A 20,823-nucleotide genomic window follows, 5' to 3' on the forward strand; every position below is an offset into this window, starting at 1 on the left:
TGCCTGTATGGACGAAAACAAATCCGTTCACACTATAACGTGGCTGCGTGCCATTGAGCTTGCCCGGGAATTTCTGCTGCCTCCACAGGTCACGCTGAAACTGTTTGATGATAATGCTGATGCCCAAAACGCCGCTGAAGCTGCCCGACAGATAGTGGACTGGATACCCGATGCCATTGTCGGCCATTTTGCTTCGGCTGCCGCAGAAGTGGCCGCTCCGCTATATGCTCAGCATAATTTGCCCCTGTTTTTACCAGCGGCGACGGCCAAACATCTCACCACCTGCGCTACAACTTGGCGTTTATGCGATAACGACGACGACTATGTCAGCTGGTTATTACCACTGCTAACGTCTCAGGGTGAGGATATTGTAGCTATTGAGCACGACGGGTCGGTACACGGTAAAAGCGTGGCTTACCAGTTAAATACTCGAATAAAACTTGCAGAACATTCTCAGCAAGCAGCGAGCACATTTTTTGCCGGAAATTTTCGGTCTGCATTGGATCGAGCTGTCAGCTGGGCACATAGTTCTGCAGCTGATACTCGTCTGATCCTGGCGGATGATGCCTTTTCTACAGAACTTGTACCCTCGCTGTTGGCCAGTAATATCGACTTAGATTCACGACAGATTTTTGTGGCGGCAATCGCCCCGCAACCCATTGGAGAAGAGGCTTCCAAACTGATTGCTGCGTGGCAACAGCGGTGGGGAGGAATGCCTGGATGCTATTTTTGGGAAACCTTGGCTGCCTTGCAAGTTGCCTGCCAGTATCCTTATATTCCTGCACAAACTCTGTTAGGCCCACTGAGTTTTGATGCACAGCGTGAGAGCCATCCTGCCAGTTTCTCACTCTGGCAGGCTACACCGCGTGGACTACAAAGTGTCCTGATCCCAGAGGTGAGCTTATGAATACGGTACCGCTGGCAACGGATTTCGCCAATCTGCTGGCTGCCCGGCGACTGTTTGTCGGCAAGGGTGCACAACATGAATCTGACTATGGACGTCTACATGTTGCGCGCTGGATAGCAAACGTGTCGGCACCACTGAGCGGGAAAATGGAGACGAATGCCCATGTTCGCCGTTTTATTCCCGAGAAACTGCGTTCTGCTGAGCCAATTTTTTATCTGCATGGCGGCGGACTGGTTTATTACTCCACAGAGGTATTCAGTTCCTTTCTAAGCACGCTTGCGCGCATAAGCGGCAGAGAAATTCGCGCATTTGATTATCCCAAAGCGCCGGAAACAGCGATGGCTGAGATCGTTGATCACTTGGAACGGCAACTCTCTTCTGAACTTAACCGGGTTGATGTTGCTCCCTGTCTGATGGGAGACAGCGTAGGCGGCCTGTTAACGCTCTGGTTTGCAGGTTCAGCCTTCAATCAAGCTTTTTCTCGTATTCATTTGTTGTATCCTGTATTGGCAAATCATCATAATTTCGATTCTTTTCAAAACTATGGTGAAGGCTATCTTTTAGATTCAGCTACACTGCGATGGTTTGCCGGACACTGGCTTCCCTGGTGCCGTCAGCAACAGTTTGACCCTCTGGCGTCGAATTATGATTTTAGTAGCTTGCCACCTGTTGTGCTTCACACCGCCGGATATGATGTACTGTCAGATGAGGGTCTAGCTTTCGCCGCGCAAGCAAGCAAGGCAGGCGCATCATTGCAACATTATCACCATCCGGCTTTGCCCCATGATTTTTGCCTGTACGCTGGAAAAATTGCTAGTTCCCGCCTAGCTGTCGAACAAATTGCTGCGGCTATGGATGTTGAGCACAAACTTACCTTTAGAGAATGAGGATATTATGTCAGCGATTGAACAGTTATCTTATTATCAAAAAAAATTGTCCTACGAAACAGATTCATGGGATCTGTATCTGGCGTTAAGGGATAATGCAAATGTGGTTGTGGTCGATGGCCGCAGTAAAGATGCGTATCTGAGAGAGCATATTCCTGGAGCAATCAACCAGCCTCATAAAGAAATCTGTTTTAACAACACTGAGAGTTTGGATAAAACAAAAATCTATGTTTGTTATTGTGACGGTATTGGTTGCAATGCTTCGACTAAAACTGCAGTGAAACTGTTGACGCTGGGTTTTCAGGTAAAAGAGTTGTTGGGAGGTTTGGACTGGTGGAAACGCGATGGCTATTCCACTGAAGGAGTTGAAGGAAGAGAGGGAACTCCTGTTTCCTGCGGCTGCTAAGGAACTCGATAAAAAAATCAAAATCCGTACTGTTTATGTAATAGTGCGGTTTTGTATTAATCTTTAATCATTTAATGATAATCTCAGATAAAAACCATGCATTCAGAATATTCAGAACGCGTCTCCATGGTGCGCGATAAGTTTCGCACACTTGACATGGATTTAATTGCATCCTGCTTTACCGATGACGTGATAGTAAAATATAATCAGCTGGACGTTATTTACGGGAAAGAGGATTTATTATCTTTCCTTTCGCCACGTTACCAAGTTTTATCTGATTATCAGTTGGATAAAAAAATTCTCCTTTGGCAGGGGGATACTGTATGCCTTGAAGTTATTGCTAGCTATATCAACCGTGTAAATAGCAAGGCATATAGAAGTAAGATCTTTGAAATATTAACGTTTAACGGCGACCTGATATCGCGCTGGGATTATGTCGGCAATACCGAAGAAATAGCAAAATGCTTCTTTAATTAAGGGGAAGGGAAATGTCTGTATCCATTAAAAGTGAAGAGTTTAACGAGAACCTGTATGATGTGATTGGCATAGGCTTTGGTCCTGCCAATATTGCGCTGGCCATTGCGATGGAAGAAGGACAATTCAGCGGTCGCTGTCTGTTTCTTGAACGAAACACAAAAACCGAATGGCAGCCACAAATGCTACTGTCAGGGAGCGATATTCAGAATAACCCTTGCCGAGATTTAGTGACGCCGCGTAACCCTCGCAGTCGCTATACATTTACCAATTTTTTATTTGAACATAAGCGACTTTTCGAGCATCTTAATTTAGGTCTGGAATTCCCCTTGCGTCGAGAATTTGGCGAGTATGTTCAATGGGTTGCGAGCTTCTTCTCTCATCAGATCGCCTATGGGCGTAGTGTCAAAAATCTGACGCTGATTAAGCATCACAATGAGAATTACTATCGGATTGAAACCGACAAAAGTGAAGTGTATTTCTCCCGTTCAGTCGTAGTAGCGCCGGGAAGAACGCCTATGATCCCAACAATTTTTGAAAAAGCGCATCCGCATCGTGTTTTCCATTTGACCCGTTATTTAAAAACCCTTCATCAGTTAAATGAGAAAAAACCTCTGCAACGCATTGCTGTGGTTGGAGGAAGTCAGAGCGCAGTAGAGATAATTCTGCATTTACGCCAAAATTATCCGAATGCGGAGGTTATTAATATTCAGCGTGGTTATGGCTTTCGTCTTAAAGACACCAGTCCTTTCAGCGATCATGTCTATTTCCCTGAGTTTGTAGACTACTATTTTAATGCTTCTGAAGAAAGCAAGAAACGTCTTAACCAACATTTACACTTCACTAACTACTCCGCTGCAGATAAAGATGTTATTCATCAGCTTTATGTGAGCATGTATGAGGATAAATTGCAGGGTAAAATTCCGGTGAAAATCTGGTCTTGTCAGGAAATTCTGAATTACAGTGAAGATGATAATTACTGCCAGCTGCAGATTCAGGAATGCCATACAGGTGAAAAACTTACCTTAGATAATATTGATGGTATAGTGCTGGCAACAGGATTCCGTAATTTCGGTGCCGGAGAAAATGACGAACTTTGCCCACCATTAATGACTGACCTTTATCCTTTGTTGGCGAAAAATAGCAACGGTGGATTCCTCAAATTAGAGCGTGATTACAGTCTTAAGTCTGCCAATACCGAGGAAGATCTACCTCCGTTATTTTTGAACGGGCTGTGTGAATCATCACATGGCTATGGCGATGCTGGCTCTTTCAGCTTGCTGTCGCTGCGTTCACAGGAAATCTTACAATCACTTGAGCGGCAATTAACCAAAAAAGCGACTTTGGCCTGAACATTTACAGAGAAACAGCTATGACTACATATGAAAATAACAATGCTCTAAACGTCTTCTCCGAAAATGAGTCTTCAGCCAGAAGCTATTGCCGCAATTTCCCGGCGATCTTTAAGCGGGCTTCAGGATGCTATCTCTACGATCAGCATGATAACGCTTGGCTGGATTTCCTCAGCTGTGCGGGATCGGTAAATTACGGGCATAATCCGGCTGCGCTTAAAAAGGAGTTGATTGCTTACCTGATGGCTGATGGCATTCAGGCAGCACTGGATATGCATTCAGTTGCCAAAGCAGAATTTATTACGGCATTTAACGCTATTATTCTGCAACCGCGTGGTCTCGATTACAAAATGCAGTTTACTTCACCGACCGGCACAAGCGTGGTGGAATCAGCAATCAAGCTTGCACGTAAAGTTAAAAACCGCACTAATGTAGTAGCATTTACCAATGGTTTCCATGGTATGTCTACCACCGCCCTGGGGCTGACGGGTAATCGTGATAACCGACAGAATGCTATTGATTCGCATGTATTCAGACTGCCGTATGATGGCTACCTTGACGAATTGGACACGATTGCCTATTTCGAAAAACTGTTAACGGATAACAGCTCGGGAATGGATATTCCTGCTGCGGTGATTCTGGAAACTGTACAGGGTGAAGGCGGCATTAATGTGGCTTCAAAAAGCTGGCTCCAACGTTTATATGCGCTACTACAGCGCCACGATATCTTGCTGATTGTTGATGATATCCAGGCCGGATGTGGGCGTACCGGCCACTTCTTTAGTTTTGAGTTTGCTGGTATTGAGCCTGATATGGTGTGCCTGTCTAAATCCCTTAGCGGCTACGGGCTGCCTTTCTCACTGCTGCTGTATAAGCCGCAGTGGGACCAGTGGAAACCTGGTGAAGATAATGGCACCTTCCGTGGTAATACCTCAGCGTTTGTCACGGCTAAAGCCGCATTGGAAAATTACTGGCATGATGCTCGACTAAGTCAGCATATTTTCCGCCAGGAAAAAGTGGTTCAGCATTGGCTGGCGGGGATAACCACGCGCTTTTCCCGCTTTATCAAACAGACCCGTGGCCGCGGCTTATTTTATGGTATTGAACTCTATTCTCCTGAACTGGCGAAGAAAATTACTCAGCATTGCTTCGGACATAAATTGATTGTCGAACGTTCCGGCAATCGCGATCAGGTGATTAAAATTATGCCAGCCCTGACTATTCCTGAGGAAACGCTACTGACAGGACTAGCAATTCTGGAACAGGCGATAGAAGCGTGCTTAATGGGTGCTGAAGCTACACCTTTAGACGTGCGTGAAGACGCCCTGCTTCGTGTAGGAGTTACACAATGATATATGATGTTGTTATTGTCGGAGGTAGCGCCAGCGGCGCTGCTTGTAGCATCCTGTTACGTAAACAGGGATTGAGCGTCAGGGTGATTGAAAAGCTTCCTTCAGCTTCATCCTATAAAAAACTTTGTACTCATTTTATCCAGCCATCTGCCGTGCCGGTGTTAAGCCAGCTGGGTATGGCGCATCTGGCAGAACGTGACTATAGCGTGCGTACCCGGGCAACCTTTATCACCCCAGCTGGTATTATCGATCCTGAAGGATTTTATGGTGCTGACAATAAGCAGTGTGCGCTTAATCTGGAGCGGTCAGTACTAGATCCAGCATTGCGTCAGCAGGCGCAAGAATGTGGTGCTGAAATCGGCTATGCAGAACGTGTCACCAACGTTCAACGATCGCCACAGGGATGGCAGTTAACAGTTGAAAGAAAAAAAGAAGAAACGTATTGCGTTGAAGGACGCTTCTTGATCGCGGCAGATGGCAGAACGTCATTACTGGCTCGCTTACTTGATAATCCACTGCAGAGCTATGAAAACCAGCGGGCCACCTTTTTTGCTTACTGCAGTGGCATTGAAGTACCTGCGGACAACCGTTCGCTGTTTGCACATAATCAAAATGGTATGGCTTTTCTCTATCCGTTAGTTAATGGGCGCACGCTGCTGTCAGCCTACGTTAGCAAAATAACTGCACAGCAGTGGCAGCAGCAGGATGTAGAAGCTAGCTTGGTCGCGTTCTTCGCCGGTGTTTCCGCAATGCCAACCATGAATAATGTTATTTTTGAAACTCCGGTGATGGGGTATCAGGATTACCCCAATCTGATGCGCCAACCAGTTTGTCAGGATGTTGCTTTTATTGGCGATGCGACCCTGTCACTCGATCCTATGAGTGGGGTTGGATGCAGTTTCGCCCTGCAAACCGCTGCGATGCTGGCTCAGGCAATAGAAGCAACATCACAGCAAGGCGTTATTAATACTAAGATGGCTTTGCAGACCTATAAGCTTCAATTTAATGAGTACTTCACTTTCCACGCACGCGGTATTATTGCTGATGCGCTGATTGCGAAAGACGAACAGGCACAAAAATCGACCTTCCTGACCATCCTTAATGATCCTGAACTGCAACGTCAGTATCGTGATTTGACGGGGAGATTAATACTACCTGCAGCCTTTCAAAATAAATATTTGATCAGCAAAATTCGGCAGAATGCGTCTAAGCGTAAGACGTTGGAAGCATAATTACAGCATCCGCATTTTTAATATCATTGATGAGAGCTTGAGATGAATAAAATAAATATCTTTGCGCCTGTTTCTATTTTTATGTACTGCATCTGTACCGCACTATCTGCTGTATGGATTTCTTTTTCATTTGCTAATGTTAGTGGGTTTGTTGTTACATTTTTTTCATTATTCGTGGCCTTTTGTGTATTCGTTTTTCTTCAGAAAAGATCTGGCGGTCCTTTATTTAAATTGTCCCGTGTTTTTTTTGGTGAGATGCTGATTTTAAATGTATTGACGCTCACTAGCTGGTTGTTTGCCTTTCTTTCATTGTACAAAATTGAGCCTTCAATCGAATGTGCGGTATTTCAGGGTTCGCTGCCAATCGGAGTACTTCTATGTGAACTAGCCTCAGGTAAAGCTAAACTATTTAGCAAGCGCGCGTTGGGTGTTTTTTTAATAGGTGCCAGCTTATCTGCGCTAGTTATTTTCCGGTTAAATTATGCAGTTGGTGTATTTGATTTTACTGCTGATGAGTTGAGGCTTGGCGTATTCTTGGCTGTTACGGGTGGGCTGTCAGCCGGCATCTATGTTTTTCGCTCTGCAAAACTATATAACTATGGCGCTAGCACATTGGAAATTCTGTGTAATCGTTTTTTCTTATTATTGGTCGTTACGGCTGTTATTAGTGCAAAAGACTTGGTTGATATTACCGCGGTGGATTCATTTATGTTGGTTAAATTGCTGATGTTGGCGCTTATATCAGTGGTTATTCCTGTTTTTGCTTTACAATACTCAGTACAAAAATTGGGAGCCTCAAGAGTTTCCATCATTACTCCTTTCATTCCGGCCATAGCATTAACCATTGAAATGTTCACTAAAGGTTGGCCTTCCTTGTGGGTACCTCTTTTTATCGTCACCACTTGTTTATCTATTTTACTAGCTAACTTCTGGATGAGAAAAAAGAAGCCGGATCCTATATCATCCGTATGTAATGAATATTCTGCTGTTAAAAAATAAATGGTAACAATCCCCGCCCCTTATCACTGGTGAGTGGGCGGTTACTTCAAGCACGATACCGTCCTCATCATGATAAGGATGTCCCTTTTAAATAATGATAAGGCATGTTACTATTTGTTAAGGAATTAATAATTTCGGGAGGCGAAATGATAAAATTTGAATATGAATGCGAAGTTTATAATAGGAACTTTCTAAATTGCTCTCAGCGCCAAGGTATTGTTGCCTTAGAATCTTTCGGGTTTAATACAGCGAACTTATTTTATAACGCCCAAATCAGTACGGATCTCATCAGAGAACAGTTATTTTTAAAGCAAACGCCACGTTACGATTTTGTGTATGACGGATTAGTGAGTAGGGATTATGCTACAATTGGAGTTAAATACTATGAAGTTAAATATAGTTCTTTTGAGGAAATTATTCCTGAATTAATTAAAATAATTCAAAGGGATTGTTTCGTTCTTATCTCGTGTGATGTTTTTTTGGTTCCGCATCGTCCGGAATTTTATTATAAAAAACATATAAACCATTTTGTTACTCTTCTTTCATACGATGAAAAAAACAATGAATGGCAGGCGATTGACGATGTATCCTCTGGTGATTTAGCTAAATTCACTTTTACTAGTGGATATCTTTCTGAAATCTGCAACGCTTCAAAAGAAAAAGTTTTTCGTGTCTTTGAAAAGATGCCATTAGAAAATGAAGAAGCCCATGCATCAGTTGTCGATATACTTTTCGCCAATAGCCGCATTAATCACAATGATAACTTCACTTTTCTTAAAGATATTGCCACAATGAAAAATGAAAAAGCCAACATGGAAAACATGGCGAATGTATTTGCCGTGATTATGGGTTCAAGAATATGTTTTGCCAAATTTTTGCAGCAAGCCCCAGCTTTTTCTGAAGCTAAAACGCTTAGTGAATGTATTGCAACAGAAGCCAAAGCGGTACGTAATCTACTAAACATTTATGCTGCTACTGGTGGTTTTAAGCGCGAGGGCATTATGTCAAAAGCAGAGAATATTGCCCGAATGGAAAAATCGCTTTCTGCGCTGCTTAAAGATTAAATTACTTCGCTGTTATGAGTGCAGGGTAGGCAGTGGCTGCCCTGCATTCAAGTTTGCATAGACATGGAACAGGCCGCATGTGCGAGGATAAACGGCAGTGCTTGCGAAAGCGATGCTGATATACCCTGCTTTTCATCGTGACTAAGCCTTACCAAGGCACTGTTGCAAAGATCTGGTGATGGTAGACTGATGCTACTGTTTAGTTGAAGGAGCAGCACATGAACCCATTCAAAGGTCGGCATTTTGAGCGTCATATTATCCTGTGGGCCGTCCGCTGGTACTGCAAATATGGCATCAGTTATCGTGAGCTGCAGGAGATGCTGGCTGAGCGAGGGGTTAATGTCGATCACACCACGATTTATCGCTGGGTTCATGGTTAGGAATCTGAATCGCTTCTTTTCGGATCACCTGACCATGGAAGGCGACACGACCCATAACTGTTACGGCGCGGATCAACATTAGTTTTGTGATAAAAATGCCATCTTCGCCGTATTTCTAACCTGAAACCCATTTTTCAGGCGTACCGATCCCGCTCAGACATCCGCAACCATCGTTTTTTCGCCATCTGATGCAGCCTGTCAGAGAGCATTTTTGTGGAGTGCTCCCCCGCCATGGCGCCGGCAAAACGCAGTCGACCTTTGCAGAGGATGCACTGGTACGGATCCGTGCCTAGAAAGCCTTTCATCAGCACCGCGAACCCGGGGCGTTTAGGTTTCTCCCGTACCGTCATTTCCAGCGCTTTGTAAACCTTCGGCAGCAGCGAGCCCCGCTTGCGGTTGGCCAGAAAGCCGGAGTAGCGCACCATCTTAAAATGCCGCGCCGGAACGTGGCTGATATAGCGCCCGATCATCTCTTCCTGGCTCAGCGTCTGGCGCTTATGCTTTCCCGTGCGGTGATCGAGGTAGTGGTGGACCACCGCGCCGCCGGCGTAGTGTCGCAGCCGTGAAGCCGACACCGGCGGTCGTTTCAGGTAGCGTCCGAGGTATCTAACGCTGTGCCAGGCTCCCCGGGTCTTCTTCGCGAAGTGTACCTTCCAGTGCCGGCCATACTGTGCCTTCAGGTAACGCCGCCACTGGAGCTCATCGCGGATGTGGCCCAGTCCCGGCAGGGTGCCGGGACTGGCCCGCTCATAGCTGCGGCGCAGCAGGCGGATAACGGCACCCCGCCAGATTTCCTCAACGGCCTTCTTTCTGAAGAAAAGGCTGCGCCATACGCCGTGCTTAACGTCAAGTCCACCGCGAGTGACGGAAACGTGGATATGTGGGTGCTGATGCAGCTGCCGACCATAGGTGTGAAGGGCGCAGAAGATACCCACTTCGATGCCCTGCCGGCGCGCCCACTCAAGCATGGCCCGGGTGGCACAGCGGAACAGCTTGTTGAGCAGGGGCTAGTTATTGCTGAAAAAGGGCCACAGCAGGTGTGGCATGGTAAAGGTGATGTGCTGCCATTCGCAGTCGGGCAGGACGTGCTGTTGCTCAGCGATCCACTGTTCGGTGGACTTCATGCCGCAGGCACTTCAGGCCTTTGACTTGCAGCTCTGGCAGAAGAAGCGGGAGTGTGTGCAGTCCGGCGATGCGCAGCAGTAGCGGCGTACGCCCATGGCGCAGGTCCCGCAGGCGAGCATGCGCTCAACGCAGAGGCGGGTCCACTGGCTGATGCTGTCGCCGTGTTTTTCGAGGTAGCGGTTCCAGCCGTCATCGACGGTGAAGAGGAGTTTGGCGGGGCGGGGTATATACATGAGACCGAGTATAAATTGGAGCGCCGGTCATGAAAACTCCCGAAGCTGCACAGCAGCGCCGCTCACGCCGCAGGCGTGCTACGTTCTGGCGCCTCCATGCCGCTGACGCGGCATTCAGTGAGGGGCTGCGCACTGCTCGCCCCTCTCCGGACAGTCGGGTTTTCAGGTTCCCGGTTCACGTTTACACTTACCTGAATACACGCCGGTTAACCCAAAGGACAAACAGATGGATAACGGAAACCTCAGCGCCAGCCACCTCGCCTGGTGTGGACTGCTGGCCCTGCAGAACGCGCGTGATGACGGAGATGTCAGCTCGCCGGCGCAGGAAAACCTGTTTCTGGTCAGGTGGCTGGCGCTGGCGGAAAAACAGCGCAGGTTCAGCAGGGAGCTGGCCAGCGACATCAGCTGGCTGCTGAAGGAGGGAAGGGCCAGGGGAGTGCACGCCGACCTGCCCGGCAAGCTGAACTACCTCTGGCGCGCCGGGAGCGGCAGCCTGAAGGCGCAGAACGACCTTTACCGCCTGCAGCATGCCCTGAACGCGGTGAAGATGACGGGCTGGGTGTACATGGTCCTGTCGGAGAAGGAGTGGAGCGGGCGCAACAGGATACGCCTGAATCCCGCCGTGTCGGGAATCTACATTAACCGGGCTGCCCTGGAAAACGGCTTTGATGATGAGGGAAAGCAGCGTTACCCGCTTCCCGCGCGCATCAGCGGGAACCTCGCCGGGCTGGACGTGCTGCTGAAGCGATCGGGCTGGTGCCGTGAGCCGGTGAACGAAGATGACCCGATGCTCCACAATCTGCTGGCCCTGTCAGAACTCTGAACTTTTTAACCACAGTAGTGAGGACGTATGAGCGCCAGCGATAACGCAGAATTTGACCGGATTATGACTGATGTCACAAGGCAGACCGCGATCAGGATTTTAGCGCCATGAACGAGGGTTCCCGTGCCGAGCTGGAAAGCCTGTTCACAGAAGGCGACGGCTATGACCCGATGGCCGGTCTTCAGATAACCCTGAACCTGATAATGATAGGCAATGCCTGGCAGGACCGGCGCGTATTCGCCATCGCCGGCAGGGTGGCTCAGGTGTCATCTGACGTAAACATGGCGGGCAGGGCCAAAGGCAAGGCCGCCCTTCGCCAGCTGCTTGACGAAATCAGTGAGTTGCTGAAAGAGCCGGGGTTTAACAAAGAGGACTGAGCCGGAAAATCAGCGGCACCTTACCGTTAAGGCCACCGCTGCCGTTAGAGACAATGGCTGTGGTAGTTCCGCTCGGGCCAGGTTGCTGAGAAGCGGCGTCAGGAAAAGCGCAATCCCAAATAAATGGCTTTAAAGTGCAGAATATGCACTTTAAATGTAAAATCAGCACATGACAGTGAGCTGAGGCTGCATATGACCGGATTTGAATTTCGTTTGTGGAGACGCGGACTGAACTGGACGCAGGAGCGTGCTGCCGAGGAGCTGGGCATTTGCCTGAGAACGTATAAAAATTATGAAAAAGACGGACCTCCGCAGATGGCCGTACTCGCGACAGAAGCCCTGTCGTTACGCCACGACCGGTCACGGTCGTCTACCCCTCTGCAGTAAAGTCTGACGGGAGAAAGTACCCGGCAGGTGTGATGCTGGCATCTGCAAAATTGTTGCTATAAGTGGCGGTACATGGGGTCGGTTTGGAAAACGGAAATTTTTGTACGTTAAGCGCATTATTAAACCAATAGCGAGGCGTAATAGATTAATTGTGCGTCAGAGTTTATCGCTTTTAAGTTGTAGCCTTTTCGGTATCGCATTTAGGTTATCCGATGAAGGGCAAACCGCCTGAAAACGCCGTATCCCGCATGGGTTACACTCCATTTCAATAGGTAAGCCTGTTCGAAAAACAGGCTTACCGTACACTAATTCTCTATATCCAAACTGACCCCAGTAATAACTTCAGCTCACTGGGCATGGGTTTCATTATCCTGTTTTCAGTCAATGGCGAATTTTTGCGAGGTCGTCGTCCGACAGCCCCGTCAGCTCTCTTACCGATTGCAGCGGGATACCTTTGGCCAGGAGGTTGCGTGCGACCTCCATTTTGCCTTCCTGACGCCCTTCCTGACGCCCTTTGTCCAGTCCCTTCTGCTCCAGCTGCTGTGCAATCGTCATCAGTTCGTCCTCATGCTGCGGCACTCTTTGCGCCAGGTTGCGTACGAAGGCTTCGGCGTCGTCGGTTTCGCCCGCCTGTACGAGATAGTTTATCAGCGAAATCAGCTGCTGTCCCGTCAGGTGACCGGCCATCAGGGTGGTGGCCAGCCGGTCCAGCAGGTCGGCAAGGTCTCGCCGGTGTATGTGCTTCTGCAGAAGAGTCAGCGCAGCCATGCTGCGGTGGTGCATGATCTCCTCGTCCGGGATCACCGTGACGTCGACAAGCGGGAAGGGGCCGGCGTAAAGACGGGCCGCCAGCGTCGGATCGTCAAACTCCTGCAGCCAGTCGGTGGAAAACGGGTACGGGCTGCGCTTCCCGGTGTAGAACAGCACCGGGATTACCAAAGGCAGCTTTTTATGCCCGGCATCCAGATGGCGCTGCATGGCGGCCACGGCGTAGCGCATCAGGCGGAACGCCATGTGCCGGTCGGGCGTTGACTGGTGTTCGATGAGCACGTGAATGTAGCCGTCGCCGGCGGCGGTCTTCAGGCTGTAGAGCACGTCGCTGTAGTAGGCGCGCAGGCTTTCCTCCACGAAGCTACCGGACTCCAGCTTCAGGGTGCTGAGATCGCAGACTGCGCGAAGCTCAGCCGACAGGTGTAGCTCAATAAAGTCACGGGCAGTAGCAGGATGCGTCAGGAAGGCTTTGAAGGCAGCATCATGTGGAGCGGATGTAAGTTTCATAGTTTGTCTTTAGAGCTTTAACCGTTAAGCAGCCGTTGCAGTTTCAGGCACTTTTTTAACCGAAGTTACTTTCCATGGCAGGAACATCAGAAACCCGATCCATAAGCCACCGCCAATGCTCAAGGATGGCAGCACGCATGCAAAGAGAACTGAATAAATCGATATGAGAAAAATACGGGGAATATTCATGTGGAACTCTTCTTTTAGAATTAAGAACGGAGGATAAATATAAAGCTACCAGCCATAGAAAACGCTCAACCATAAGATTTAGCATGTTACCTATAGCGGTTTTTTTACAAAGTTGGGATAATATTACCATCTTTATGATGCGTGTCATTCAAAACCTTTTCCCTTTAACTCGAGTCAAGATATAAGTATCTTATCCTGTCCGAAGTACGATGAAACCAGAACATACTATTATTAAGTAACTGACTAATATACATATAAATATAATGAAAATGGCCGCAATTTGGAAATGGCGTTTTCAATCTAAAAGTGGGGTTTCACGGACACTACTGTCAACTGAACGATCGATTGTACGCTCATTTATACTTTTACCGTGCGTGTTCATGTGGTTAACCCTCAAGCCATAGAGTCAGTATCTTATGTGAATTCCCACGCTCCCTGCATTACCGTTCATGTTAGGCCCGTGGGCATGGTGCAGCTTCTGCTGTTTGCTGAACTATATGGTATATTCCCGTACGACAGAATTCAGCGCACCGTTGTGCGATGCCAGATGCAGCCCACATCCGCTTAACCTGCCATTGCGTGTCAGGTTTAATTTTTCTGTTAACTGCTTACCTCCCCGCGCGTCCACCCAGTGACGACATTGAGTTTTTTCTGTTGCAAATGTTCAAAGCAGGGAACAATTGAAGGAATGATGATGAAAGAACGTAATAGGAAGTTTTTGAATTATGCAGCAGCCAGACTGAAGAAGTTGGCGTCAAGAATTGATGAATACCTGAAACAGGATGACGTATCCTCTGCATCTAAATACACCGCGCTGACGCCATCTAAAATCGAAGGTCCGAATGAATACTTCGCCGCCATGGACTTTGCGCTGTTACAAAAAGACGTCAGGAACATTGCGGTGACGGGGGCTTACGGTGCCGGCAAAAGCACCATCATCAGCTCCTACATGGATACGTTCAGGAAAGACCGGCACATCAGCGTCTCTCTTGCCGGTTTCGACATGGAAAAAATGGATGCTCCTCCCAAACCACAGGAGGTGGAATTAAGCATTCTTCAGCAGATCCTCTATAAGAAAAACAGGGACGCGCTCCCTGACTCCAGGATTGACCGCATTCTTAACAGAAACAGGGCGCACATCTGGCGCGTCTTCTCATCGGCCTTGAAGCTTGCGATTCCGCTGGGGCTCCTGCTGGCGCTCATTTTCCCGGATAAGGCCCTCAGTATTGCTGGAGTACCCGCCAGCATTGTCAGCTGGCTTGACTGGGCAGTTCCGCTTAAGCCATTGTTTCTGCTATTATCATTCGGTTTTTCACTTTACTCTATTTCCGCATTCACCTCTCGGATAGGAATATTTGACAAGAAAATAAAGCTCAACAAAATTTCGCTTCTGAGCGGAGAGGTCGAGACTGGAAGCGGTGAATCAAGCTCTCTTCTGAATAACTGCCTCGATGAGATGGTATATTTTTTTTCAAAGATTCAGGACTACCGCATCGTGGTGTTCGAAGACCTCGATCGCCTGAAAGATCATGATATTTTTGTAAAATTAAGAGAAATAAACACGATAATAAACAACAATCTTTCTGAAGATAACCCGCTGCGTTTTATTTACGCCGTCAGGGACGATGTTTTTCCCGGTGCTGAATCACGCACGAAGTTTTTTGACTTTATCATCCCTGTCGTTCCTGTTATGGATGTGAGAAATGCTTATTCCCTGTTAAATGACAAGCTGGGAGGAAGCGTTGCAGGTATTCAGGAGTGCCTGCGAGGAACGGCAATGTATATAAACGATATGCGCTGTCTCCAGAATATCGTCAACGAATACCTCATATTCGAAAGCGTGGTTGATAACACCAAGCGAAAAGTGAACCTTTACAGCCTTGTTTTTTACAAAAACACGTTCTCCCATGATTACGGGTTAATTGACAGAAAAATAAGTGTGCTTTACCGGTTTGTAGATGATTACCGTCACCTCAGGTTGCATGATGAACACTTTTCAAACTTAGAAGAAAGAGTGTCGCTTCTTTCCTCTAAGTTAAACGCCACCATCGAAGAGCACGCCAGTACATCCCTGGATGTCAGGGAAAGTATTATTGCCTCACTTATTCCAGAAAGGTTGAGAGTTATTGTTCAACTACAGCATTCTAATGATGATTATAACTTTTACTCCTACGATACGAACGCACTCGTAAGTAATGAGAGTGAGTTTATTGGATTTCTGGAAAGTAAAAAAAAGATAAGGGTTAGCAGTGTTGCTAATAACAGTAATTCACGAGCTTCATTTATATTATCCGAATCTGAAAGGACCACTCTGCTTAGTGATTATGAAAGACGGAAAATCCTGATCGGGGATGACAGAAGTCAAGCCCTTGAAAAGGCAAAATCGGACCTGGCCGAAACAAAGGAAAAACAGCGTCGGAAAAAAGCGATATCGCTGTCCGGACTGGTCTCGCTGATGACTTTTAAACAGTTCTCCGCCAGAGCAGAGGGCTATCTTGAAGATCTGGACACGCACACATTTCTGTCCGAAGAGAAAAGGAAACTTATTCGTGACGAAATGCGCTACGGCGGGACTAAAGCGCTGTATCTGTTGCTGTCCCGGGGGTTCCTTGACCAGGATTTCATGCGTTCCCGCTCCGTTTTCCATGAGGGCGGCCTGTCTGTTAATGATAACGAATTCATTAAGCAAATTCCTCTCGGCCTCTCGTTCGAACAATCGAACGAGAGCCACGTCATAGATGACGTCAGGGGGGTTATTGACGAAATCCGCATACAGCATTTCCTGCATTTTGATGCGGTACTGCATCATCAGATCCTCACTTACCTGCTCCAAAAAGACGTCAGCAGTCTTGATGACATGATTGCCGCGCTGTTTGGTAAAGCAGGTGACAGGATTCTTGAAGTGCTGAACGCGCTGGAAGACCACTTCAGGGAACCAGACAGCTACGTCCTGCTTCTTCTTCGTATTCTCGACAAAAACCGTTACCTGAATGATTTGATTACCCACCTTCAGGCCGCGGATAAAAGCGATGAAAATACCCGGCTTGCGGCGGCGGTGGTCTCATATGGCAAGGCAGACTGGGCGGATAATCGCGACGCGTTCCGGGATTACGTTGAGGCGCTGGGTCCCGGCATCGTGCACCATGTAGAGAAGCCGCGCATGCAGGCATTCCTGACCCTCATCCGCAGCCTGGGAGTGCGCTATGAAACGTTTACACCCGCCGCCAGCGACGGGGAGCGGGAGCTCCACTGCTTTGCAGGGGAACACCATTTATACCTGCTTACCAGTGAAAATGTCGGGCACGTTCTGTCGGCGCGCCTGAGCTCGCACGGATACACCGTCAGTGAATGCCGAGAGCTCCCCTGGTCACTGGCATCCTCGCACGATGAGGCGACGCTTCAGTACTTCCTGCAGGATCCGGAGACGTTTGTCAGAGAGGTGTTTCTGACCTCTCAGGAAGATGCCGCGGCCGCTAATGCCGTACTTCTCGTCACACCCCTCAGCGATGACCTGAAGTTAAGGATCGTCAGGGAAATGAGCTTCTGCCTGGATTCGCTGGCGGATATACCCCGTGAGCCCGGCGCTGAAGAAGACGGCGTAACGCTTTCATTCCGTGACCTGTTTTACCGCTATGACCGCGTTTATGCCCGCTGGGCTGAGCTGCTGGAAGACCTTGAAAACGGCGGCGACCTGAAGGTGATTACGGGCTTTATGGCCCGCCATGCCGACATACTGGGTGAGGACCGCCTGGAGGATTATGATGAAAAAACGTACGTTAATGCCTATCAATATGTTATCTGCAATTATGGATTAGCTGAGAACAGCTATAAAAAAATACTCAGAAATACTGAAGTCAGAACCGAAATGTTTGACGATAAAATAACAGAGGCTGTCATCATCCGGCTTCTGAAAAACAGTAAAGTAGAACTGAATAAAAATAACTACAACATCATTATCAGCCGGACAGGAAACGGTGATGACATGCTTGAGGCGATAACCTTCTGGTTCAGTTGTTATCAGGAAGAGTTCATGGCCGACAGCGAAGTCTATCTTCAGGCCATTGAGGATAATAATGTTTTTGAACAGTTGCTGAAAAAGGTGACAGGTAGCGTCTCCTTCCCGGACTCGCTTAAAAAGGCACTAATTATTCAGCAAACGGAATATTACCTGTCTCTTCCAGATGATGAGATGCCACTTTCTGAAGAGCAGAAACTTGGCGTATTTCACCTTTCTGAGGATGAGAGATTCAAAATGAAAATCATGCGTTCGCTCATATTATCCGGATACCGTAGCAGAGCGGTACTGGCACAGATGGCTGAGAAAATGCAGGAGAGCGAACTGAAGAAAATATTTAATGCTAAAACCAGGGCGACGCTAACCCTTAGTAACCGGGAGAGCTGTATCCCACTGCTCGAGGATTTACGTCAGACCGGAATAATAAAAGAATATGAGTTACCGGAAGAAAATAAAGTATTAATAATCTTGGGGGGCTCAGCTAAATACGAGTCTTAACCGATAACTTGCCGGGTACGGGCCTGCCCCGTGCCTTCTCAACGCCTGTTCTCCTCTCCGGCTTTCAGGTCCTTTCCGCATTGCGTCAAAGTCGGAACTTGCAAACAGCACTAACCGGACTGCTGCATGATTTTTGGTGTAAAAAATGCATGAAGACTATGACACATGGTGTTATTTTTTGTATGATAGCCACATCGTCACCTCGGGCGTTCTCCTCTGGATCATTACCAGCCTGTAATGGGTACAGGGACTTCCGGCAGTAGCCGGTTTGTAAAAGGAAAGCCACATGAAACCGAAAATTGTTCCGGTTATCCGGTATACACGTTTTCGTTTCGGTCGCGTAGAACATGTGCGTAAGCACATGCGCTCGCTCCCGAATCGTTAAGTGAATGGTGCCCGCAGGTGATGATGCTTCTGCTGAAACGCAGAATAATCTGCCCCTACTTTTTTTCATCCATCATTGAGCTGTAATGATCCGTTTCTTCCATTTCCTCAAATATCTTTTTGAAAAGCCTGAAGTACTCGTCCTTATCCATAATTCCCGTGGACAATATATTTCTTCCATCAGAATGTGAATGCCGGTTTATTGCCCGATAAAACGAATCATAACGCCCTTCGGCGTGTTTCATGGCCAGCTCCGCAAGGGTTTTTTCCAGTCTCTCTTCCTTGCAGGCGAAGCTGAAATAATACTCCAGAATATTTCGCATCGTATTAGGAAGAACGATAGACTGACTTTTATTGTCCCTCACATCTTTTAGAGTCTGCCATAGGGCCTGATATTCATTAAGCATTTCATGCATGGATAAAGGGATACAGTCGCTGTGCTTATTCTTGACTATACGCAGTAGTGACCAGCCTTTGGGGGCATCAAGCTTGCTTTCCAGCCTTCTCACAGCCGTCAGCATTATTTCCTGGAAGAAAAATAAGTTATGCGTAAGAATAACCAGATGGCGGGCTGTCTCAGGATTAATAATCTTTCTCTTAATCAGTGAAGCGACCTCATAAATATAGTTATGTGAGAGACTGGATATTGGATCATCAATAATAATAAGCTTTCGTCCGTCGTGAACGGCCTCGGGCGTGACGCTACCGGTACAGGATTCGATAAAATAGAGTAGTGAAATAATCGTCTTTTCACCTTCACTCAACGTCTTGAATACATTCTGTTCCTGAGGTTCGCTTTCCCGGCTCAGCCGGTAAAGTTTCAACTCCTCATCATGGCAGCAGATGTGAAAGTCAGTTATGCCAAGAGCTTTCAGGTTATTATTGATGGAATCTATAGTGGGCTGTATTACCGATAGCCGCCCGTTTAGTCGAGACGTCTCTTCTGCGAGATGCCTGCGCTCAGTCGAAAGCGTGGAGGACTTCTGTTCGGCCTTCTCTTTCTGGCTCCTGACTTCCTGAAGATTTCCCTCCAGCGCTACAAGATACTCATCACAAACCTGGCGTAGATACGTATGGACATCTGCCTTAAGCGCCGTCATTTCTGTGGCATAGTTTTCGGCCAGCCGGTTGTTATCAGAAACGGTGTGATTTATCTTTGCAATGTCGTGGATCAGCTGGTCGCACGCCTCTTTAGTCTCCTCGACAGTAAATATTTCAGAGGGTCGGTCGAGCTTGTTGACGATTTTCTCCAGGTTTGACTGGCATATGTTTATAAGTAATTTAAGCGTAATAAAAACGTCTGCGCCCTCTCTTACTTCAGGGTGCCTGAAGATTCTGTCAGATAGTTCTTTCAGATAGTCGATATTTTCCGCTAAATCTGAACCAGCTGCTCTTATAATATCAATAGAATTTTTATAGGTTTCGTCATACATTTTTTCCATTTCTTCGGCGAAATGGACCGCATCAAATGTGTTCTGACAGAAAGGGCATACGTCATCCTGAATAAATTGCGCCCCCTCCCTGACCCAGTCTGCATTTCCCATTTTTGCAATAAAGTCTGAAAACTGCGTTCCTGATGAAGGCTGCAGCGGTGACTGAACAAGCCGGATAATATCTTCGCTCAGTGGAGGGGGCGAAGAAAAGCTAATATGAGGTAAGCTTGTTCCTTTGCTTTTTTCAAGTTTTTCGAGACGAATTGAAAGCTCTTCTGAATCAAATGTGTCTTCTGAAGGAGAAGTTTCTTTCATACGATCGTAAAAGTTTTTTTGCTGTTTCGCCCCAGCAAGAAAGGATGAAAATTTAGTTCTGTCTGCAGATGTCCTATTATACATTCTCGCTGCACAGCCACTTATTAAACTCATCTCCATTTCATCACGTTCGGCGATCTCCAATTTAAGGCGTTCGACCTGAGAGTCTTTCTTCCTGATGGCAATGTTATTCTCCTCAATTTTATCCTGGATACCTTTGTTATGATCGCTGAGAGTGAAAATACCCGGCTGAACGTTATCAAGACTGAATTTCCTTTCTACATAGTCTTGGTTAAATACCAATGGAAATAAATCTTCCTGGCTTTCAAAGCGACACTGGCTGTATTTATCCGGATAGTATCCGGCAAAGTAATTCGAGATCGTCGACTTTCCCGATCCATTTTGTCCATATATCAACGTGACTTTGCTGCTGAGATCGATACGTACATCTTTGTCGGCACCGTAACTTCTGACACCCCTGATGGTAAGCACTGCCATTCTTTTTCCTTTATTCCAGAAAGCCGTAGCCCTATCCTAGCGCAATTTTCATCCGGTGCGCATGGTGTCCATGAATCATCCTGACATTTTATTTGGAGCATCTCAGATGGCTTTCCGTTTTCCGTTATACCCGGAAAGATGGCGTCAGGAGGCGGGTTTCCCGCCCGCACCCCATGATATGGTGCTCGGTCGCCTTCCGTACCGCACTATCCAGG

General features: G+C 47.3%; 15 protein-coding genes and 2 pseudogenes. 13 read left to right on the forward strand and 4 right to left on the reverse strand.

What is annotated here, in order from left to right; all coding sequences use genetic code 11:
• Positions 1–7 precede the first annotated feature (7 nt).
• The 10 genes and pseudogenes from AC4PCC_RS20300 to AC4PCC_RS20345 all read left to right on the forward strand — a co-directional run.
• Positions 8–907 (forward strand): ABC transporter substrate-binding protein, encoded by a 900-nt coding sequence (locus AC4PCC_RS20300; RefSeq protein ID WP_492127582.1) that lies wholly within the window; start codon positions 8–10, stop codon positions 905–907.
• Positions 904–1,794 carry an alpha/beta hydrolase fold domain-containing protein gene (locus AC4PCC_RS20305; RefSeq protein WP_492125738.1) on the forward strand — a complete coding sequence of 297 codons (891 nt, stop codon included), beginning with the start codon at positions 904–906 and terminating at the stop codon, positions 1,792–1,794. Before AC4PCC_RS20300 ends, AC4PCC_RS20305 begins: the two co-directional genes overlap by 4 nt.
• 7 nt (positions 1,795–1,801) lie before the next feature.
• Complete coding sequence (locus AC4PCC_RS20310; protein WP_492125739.1) at positions 1,802–2,200, forward strand: rhodanese-like domain-containing protein; 399 nt, start codon at positions 1,802–1,804, stop codon at positions 2,198–2,200.
• A gap of 96 nt (positions 2,201–2,296) precedes the next feature.
• Entirely contained in the window at positions 2,297–2,677 is a 381-nt protein-coding gene (locus AC4PCC_RS20315) for a nuclear transport factor 2 family protein (RefSeq protein WP_492125740.1), read from the forward strand.
• An 11-nt stretch (positions 2,678–2,688) separates the two neighbouring features.
• Positions 2,689–4,026 (forward strand): SidA/IucD/PvdA family monooxygenase, encoded by a 1,338-nt coding sequence (locus tag AC4PCC_RS20320; protein ID WP_492125741.1) that lies wholly within the window; start codon positions 2,689–2,691, stop codon positions 4,024–4,026.
• Between the two features lie 20 nt (positions 4,027–4,046).
• Positions 4,047–5,378 (forward strand): diaminobutyrate--2-oxoglutarate transaminase, encoded by a 1,332-nt coding sequence (gene ectB / locus AC4PCC_RS20325; protein ID WP_492125742.1) that lies wholly within the window; start codon positions 4,047–4,049, stop codon positions 5,376–5,378.
• On the forward strand, positions 5,375–6,610 hold the full coding sequence (locus AC4PCC_RS20330; protein WP_492125743.1) for an NAD(P)/FAD-dependent oxidoreductase: 1,236 nt from the start codon (positions 5,375–5,377) through the stop codon (positions 6,608–6,610). The genes ectB and AC4PCC_RS20330 overlap by 4 nt, the downstream gene beginning before the upstream one ends.
• A 42-nt stretch (positions 6,611–6,652) precedes the next feature.
• Entirely contained in the window at positions 6,653–7,609 is a 957-nt protein-coding gene (locus AC4PCC_RS20335; RefSeq protein WP_492125744.1) for an EamA family transporter, read from the forward strand.
• Between the two features lie 146 nt (positions 7,610–7,755).
• Positions 7,756–8,673 carry a hypothetical protein gene (locus tag AC4PCC_RS20340; protein WP_492125745.1) on the forward strand — a complete coding sequence of 306 codons (918 nt, stop codon included), beginning with the start codon at positions 7,756–7,758 and terminating at the stop codon, positions 8,671–8,673.
• Positions 8,674–8,891: 218 nt separating this feature from the next.
• A pseudogene (locus AC4PCC_RS20345) lies at positions 8,892–9,044 on the forward strand (IS6 family transposase); the annotation flags it as partial.
• A gap of 143 nt (positions 9,045–9,187) precedes the next feature.
• Here the strand turns inward: AC4PCC_RS20345 and AC4PCC_RS20350 are convergent.
• Positions 9,188–10,411, reverse strand: a pseudogene (locus AC4PCC_RS20350) (IS91 family transposase).
• 226 nt (positions 10,412–10,637) lie between these two features.
• On the opposite strand from AC4PCC_RS20350, the gene AC4PCC_RS20355 reads away from it, so the two are divergent.
• Together AC4PCC_RS20355 and AC4PCC_RS20360 are read left to right on the forward strand one after the other, a co-directional pair.
• Positions 10,638–11,234, forward strand: coding sequence for a DUF2913 family protein (locus tag AC4PCC_RS20355; RefSeq protein ID WP_492125746.1), 597 nt, complete (start codon positions 10,638–10,640; stop codon positions 11,232–11,234).
• A gap of 107 nt (positions 11,235–11,341) precedes the next feature.
• Positions 11,342–11,611 (forward strand): hypothetical protein, encoded by a 270-nt coding sequence (locus tag AC4PCC_RS20360; protein ID WP_492125747.1) that lies wholly within the window; start codon positions 11,342–11,344, stop codon positions 11,609–11,611.
• 768 nt (positions 11,612–12,379) lie between these two features.
• Here AC4PCC_RS20360 and AC4PCC_RS20365 read toward each other — a convergent pair.
• Complete coding sequence (locus tag AC4PCC_RS20365; protein WP_492125748.1) at positions 12,380–13,276, reverse strand: Rpn family recombination-promoting nuclease/putative transposase; 897 nt, start codon at positions 13,274–13,276, stop codon at positions 12,380–12,382.
• A 24-nt stretch (positions 13,277–13,300) separates the two neighbouring features.
• On the reverse strand, positions 13,301–13,465 hold the full coding sequence (locus AC4PCC_RS20370; RefSeq protein ID WP_492125749.1) for a hypothetical protein: 165 nt from the start codon (positions 13,463–13,465) through the stop codon (positions 13,301–13,303).
• 694 nt (positions 13,466–14,159) lie between these two features.
• Between AC4PCC_RS20370 and AC4PCC_RS20375 the strand changes: the two genes are divergently transcribed.
• The gene (locus AC4PCC_RS20375; protein ID WP_492125750.1) at positions 14,160–17,978 is read left to right on the forward strand and encodes a YobI family P-loop NTPase; all 3,819 of its coding nucleotides are present in this window, start codon (positions 14,160–14,162) and stop codon (positions 17,976–17,978) included.
• A gap of 440 nt (positions 17,979–18,418) precedes the next feature.
• Here the strand turns inward: AC4PCC_RS20375 and AC4PCC_RS20380 are convergent, their stop codons facing one another.
• The gene (locus AC4PCC_RS20380) at positions 18,419–20,608 is read right to left on the reverse strand and encodes an AAA family ATPase (RefSeq protein WP_492125751.1); all 2,190 of its coding nucleotides are present in this window, start codon (positions 20,606–20,608) and stop codon (positions 18,419–18,421) included.
• Between the last annotated feature and the right edge of the window lie 215 nt (positions 20,609–20,823).

Source organism: Erwinia sp. L03-1, assembly GCF_058686115.1.